Raw genomic sequence first — 4,767 nt, 5'->3', positions numbered from 1 at the left:
TCAAGCGTCTTCGTTGTCTCAGCATGTGCTGCAGCTGGATCCTCGAACACAGGATTGCTCCTTACAGAATTTTCTGCCTCGGCCAATAACTTCTTTTTCTCAGAAAGCAGGGTAGATATCGACTGCTCCTCACGATCAAACCCGGATGCAATGGCCTCAAGAGAATCGAGTACATCTGCTGTAAGCAGAGTATCATGAAAAGAAGCCTCATCAGAAAATCCGGATTCCGCAATTCCCTGGAGGAATATATCTGATTTAGCACCGATTTCGGTTCTCAGATCCTGCAGGGATGCGATGAGTGAGGTTATCTGTCCGGAGAGCAAGTCTACTGCACGGGTTTTTTCATCCAGGGTTTTTCGGGCAGTATTCACCACTTCCACTGATACCCTGACGGTCTCACGTAACCTTTCCTCCTCTGTCTGCGGATTCTTATCACCAAAGATTTCTGCACGTTCCTTGAGGATCGTGGCAAGATCCCGCTCACGGTTCCCCTTCCCGGTTTTCAACTGAAGAATCTCACCTTCGAGATCTGACATGTTCATCTGCATCCCCTCAATTTTACCTGAAAGGTCTGCTATCTTTGGTTCAAGATCCCGCCGTATCCGGTCATGCTCCTGGTACCGGTCACATCGGATTTTCAGGCAGGAATCGATGCCTGTTCTTGAATCAGGAGTGAGGGCAGGAACCTGAAACGGTGCAAGTAATTCCTCCAGATCCGCATACTGAGTCGCAAGGGAGAACTCAAGCTCCTCACGTGCTGATTGGAGTTGCCTGATATGCTGTTCACCCGAGGAATAGAGAATTGATACATCATTTACTTCTTTTTGTAACAACGCAAGACGGTCTTTTCCCGTTGTCACCCGCTGCTCCAGATTACGGATCTTCAGATCCAGTTCCTCATACCATGCAATTCTGAGAGATTCATGGGCAATACGCTCTTCAGTATCCAAAATCGCATCCTGAACGAATACATCCCTATTCTCGGTATCAGGAGGTATCCCGAGATCGGTTGTACCTTGGATCCATGACTCACGGGCAGCAGTAATCTGGTTCGTGATACGGATCTGTTCTTCCTGATTTCTGCTGATGTCACGGGAAATGGTTGCAAGCGAGATATCAAAAGCACTGATGGCAGCGGTTATGTCAGCAAGGAGAGCACGTGCAGCGATCAGGTTTTTTTCCTCCTCATCAGGTACGGGCACATCGCCGGTAGCATAGGGATGAACTTCAGAACCACACAGCGGGCAGGGATCACCTGGTATCAGATGATCACGATGACTTGTGAGATCCCTGACCATGACTGCCAGGCGAACACTCTTATCCAGCACTGCGATTATCTCTTCCTGTCGAATCCGATGAAGAATCGTATCAGATCTCTTCCCTGACTGCTCCTTATGAGAAGTGCTGAGTGCATTGGCATCAGTTTCCAGTTTCTTCAGAGTATCAAGAAGTTCAGTTTCACCAGTCACCACCTCCTGAAGTTTTTTGAGCAGTTCGTTTCGATCTTTCAGCCCTGATTCACGCAGCCTGATCTCTGGAATCGCAGATCCATCAAGAAGAACAATTACCTGTTCATGAAGGACTTCCAGTTCCTTACTCAAAGTTCCCTGCTCCTGCTCACAGGCGATTACGGCCTCTTTCTTCTGATCACATACCAACCGGGAAGCACTGAGATCAGCCTGAGCTTCCTGCAGATTGTTCATGATTGAGGTGAGAGATCGATGAGATTCATCCCATGCAACAAGTTTACTGCTGATACCGGTATACGCTTCAATTAACAGGGAATCATCGTAGTGTTCAGAAAGATAGGAACCGGCATCAGCGTGTTTTGTGTAATTATTCTGAAACTCTGCCTGTAGGGTGCTTACATGACGCAGGAGTTCAGCACGCCTCTGCTCCTTTTCAGTGATCGTCAGGAGATCCCGATCAATCTCCTTTCTTGCCCCTTCAATTCTGGTATCAAGATCTCTTACCCTGACAAAGACCTGACTCTGAACATCATATTCCTGTTGAATATGCTGGAGATCCTGCTCTGCACTCCCAAGGGCAGTCCTGGCAGCATCACGCGCCTCTGTGGCAGCAACGGCCGTAATCTGCAGAGAGATAAGAGTATTGGCATCCTGTTTCTCACGATCCCGAAGTCCTGTCAGAACCCTCCATCCGGCCTCATATCCGGCAGCCTTCTTTCCCCGCTCAAGTCGCAGGAGATCTGGTGCAGCGGCATTGCGCCGGATTAAAAGATCTTCCTGCTGGTTTTTCAGAACCTGAATCTCCTGATGCAGCCCTGAAATCCTGCCAAGCAGATCCAGTCGGTCCTGCAGGGATCTTACCTGAATAAGCAGGGCGGCAACAACAGCCTCTTTCTCTTTTTTTTCTAAAATGAACCGGTCCTTCTCTTCAGGCGATAGCAGTTCTATCGCTCCTGCACGCTCCTGAAGGATACGAAGTTGCTCACGCTCCTGTGACGTCCGATCGTGAACCCGTTTTGATATCTCGCTATATATTCCGGTACCGGTTATCTGCTCAAGAATAGGTGCCCTGTCATCAGGTTTTGCCTCAAGAAATGCTGCAAATCCACCCTGTGCAAGAAGCATGGATCTGGTGAACTGATCAAAGTCCATCCCGGTCACCTCTCTCACCTTTGCTGCAACATCACGAATTTTTTTCGTGATCACAACTCCGGTGACACCTTCCACGATCTCGTGTTCAGGAGGTTGAAGCCTCCCGGCGGAACGCTTTCCGGCACGGTTCTGGTACCAGTGACACCTGAATACCCCGTGAGATGACTCAAACGTCACTTCGGCATAACATTCACCAGTATGGCGGGTCATGATCTCATTCGTGGAACCAGATATACTCACGAGCCTGGGAGTCTGCCCATACAGGGCCAGACATATGGCATCAAGAATGGTGGTTTTCCCCGAACCCGTCGGACCGGTGATGGCAAAGATACCTGAAGAGGTAAACGCAGGATGCTGGAGATCAATCTCCCATTCACCTGCGAGTGAGTTCAGATTCTTAAACCTGATCGAGAGGATCCTCATCTGATCCTCCCGGCCCAGACGTTATCCCGCATGGATATCTCCTTCCAGAATGTCAGTAAGGATTTCCTGGTATGCAGCCATCAAATCCGCACGATGCTCTTCTGGTTCACCACCGGCATCCATACACCTAGTAAATACTTCAACCGGGCTGAGTTCTTCCAGTGATTCATGATCCTCCATCGGCGTGAGGGAACCAGTGCGGGGATCAAGAACCTTCACCTTCAGAACCTCTACCACCGAACCCTCCACAAGCCGGTAAAGTTCATCCCTGACAGAAGGGCCGGCACCAGAATCTTCAAGCAGTATCTCAACCCAGGCAGGCCGGCCCGAAAACCGCATCTCCCCGAGTACTGCCCTGATCCGATCCGCATCACCGTGTACCTGCACCAGGGTTCTGATCTTCGGTACTACCACCGGAACCACATGGACCGGCTGACCAGGGGAAATATCAACAAGAAGCACCTCTTTGTCACGTCCTGACTCACCAAATCCCATCATAAACGGTGAACCCGAGTACCGGCGGGTCATTAATCCTCCCACTCGTTGAGGCTGATGCAGGTGCCCAAGTGCCAGATAATCGATACAGGGAGGAAAGGCATCTGTTCCGATCTGGATCAGGCTCCCGATGGTCAGATCCCTTACCCCGTCTTCAGCGATGACACTTCCTCCTACAGCGAATAGGTGTCCGGTTGCAAGGATTGGGATATCCCGTCCCATACGCTCACGATGAGTCATTGCTATCGAACTGACCTCACGATAGTGCTCGACAACCCCGGTAACCAGCCGGGATCGCTTCTCTTCGATACTCTCCCCGGCCTCTGCGATTCGGATATCATGATCTCGAAGAAACGGTACTGCACAAACGATGAGAGAAGGTTCCCCGCCCTCACTGGTGAGAACGAAGACCTCTTCCGCTAACGTGGTCGGAACTGACCCGACCACATGGATATCAAGGGCAGAGAGCAGTTCACGGGGAGCAGCGAGAAGCGATGGGGAGTCGTGATTTCCTGCAGTTACCAGAATATGCCGGCACCCGGATCTCCCTGCCCTTCCAAGAAACCGATAGTAGAGTTCAAGTGCACGATTAGAGGGAGTTCCTGAATCAAAGATATCCCCTGCAATAACCAGGGTTTCAACAGACTCGCGGGTGATGATACCGGAGAGCCAGTCCAGAAATGCTTCTCCTTCGTCATATCGTTTTCTGCCGGCCAGGGTTGCCCCGAGATGCCAGTCTGAAGTATGGAGGACTCTCATATCAGGTTTGGATGGGAGGTGATAATTCGATGATAGAAACTCAGAGTAAGGTGAATGGGGAACAAGTCAGACAGGATTTACTTTCCTTTATTTCTGCCTGATTTCTTATTATTTCCTGACGGGTCGCCAGGCCGCAGTTTCGTATCCTTCCCTTTTACCATCCCCAGTTTCCTGAGATCCGCGACCAGGCCATCCACGTAGACAGGAGAGAGGCCAAACCTGTCCTGTACATGACCCTGGCCATCTTTGGTGGCTATCTCATCAGCAAAAAGAAGTCTGAGATCATCAAGAGATGATTGTTCTGCTTCAAAGAGCTGGCTGATCAATTCCTGGGTGATTCGCAGACGGGACATACATCGTTCAGTGAGTGAGAGGAGTGAACGGGGATCCACCCCGTTATCAGATAAAAACATGATGAACGCCTCGACATCATCAAGGAAGAGGATCTCAGGGCCGGTCTGAACCACAT

General features: G+C 50.3%; 3 protein-coding genes. All 3 read right to left on the bottom strand.

The window, feature by feature from the left end; genetic code table 11:
• The coding region (locus LUQ50_RS02230) for an AAA family ATPase (RefSeq protein WP_300035530.1) at nucleotides 1-3,044 on the bottom strand (3,044 nt) is incomplete at its 3' end.
• Between the two features lie 21 nt (nucleotides 3,045-3,065).
• A complete protein-coding gene (locus LUQ50_RS02225) occupies nucleotides 3,066-4,298 on the bottom strand; it encodes an exonuclease SbcCD subunit D C-terminal domain-containing protein (protein ID WP_300035528.1) in 1,233 nt (410 codons plus the stop codon).
• Nucleotides 4,299-4,375: 77 nt separating this feature from the next.
• Nucleotides 4,376-4,767, bottom strand: a 392-nt coding sequence (locus LUQ50_RS02220; RefSeq protein ID WP_300035526.1) for a hypothetical protein, incomplete at its 5' end; no start/stop codon positions are given.

The organism is Methanospirillum sp., from assembly GCF_028679455.1.
Taxonomy (GTDB): Archaea; Halobacteriota; Methanomicrobia; order Methanomicrobiales; family Methanospirillaceae; genus Methanospirillum.
This window is presented reverse-complemented; position numbering and strand designations above follow the sequence as displayed.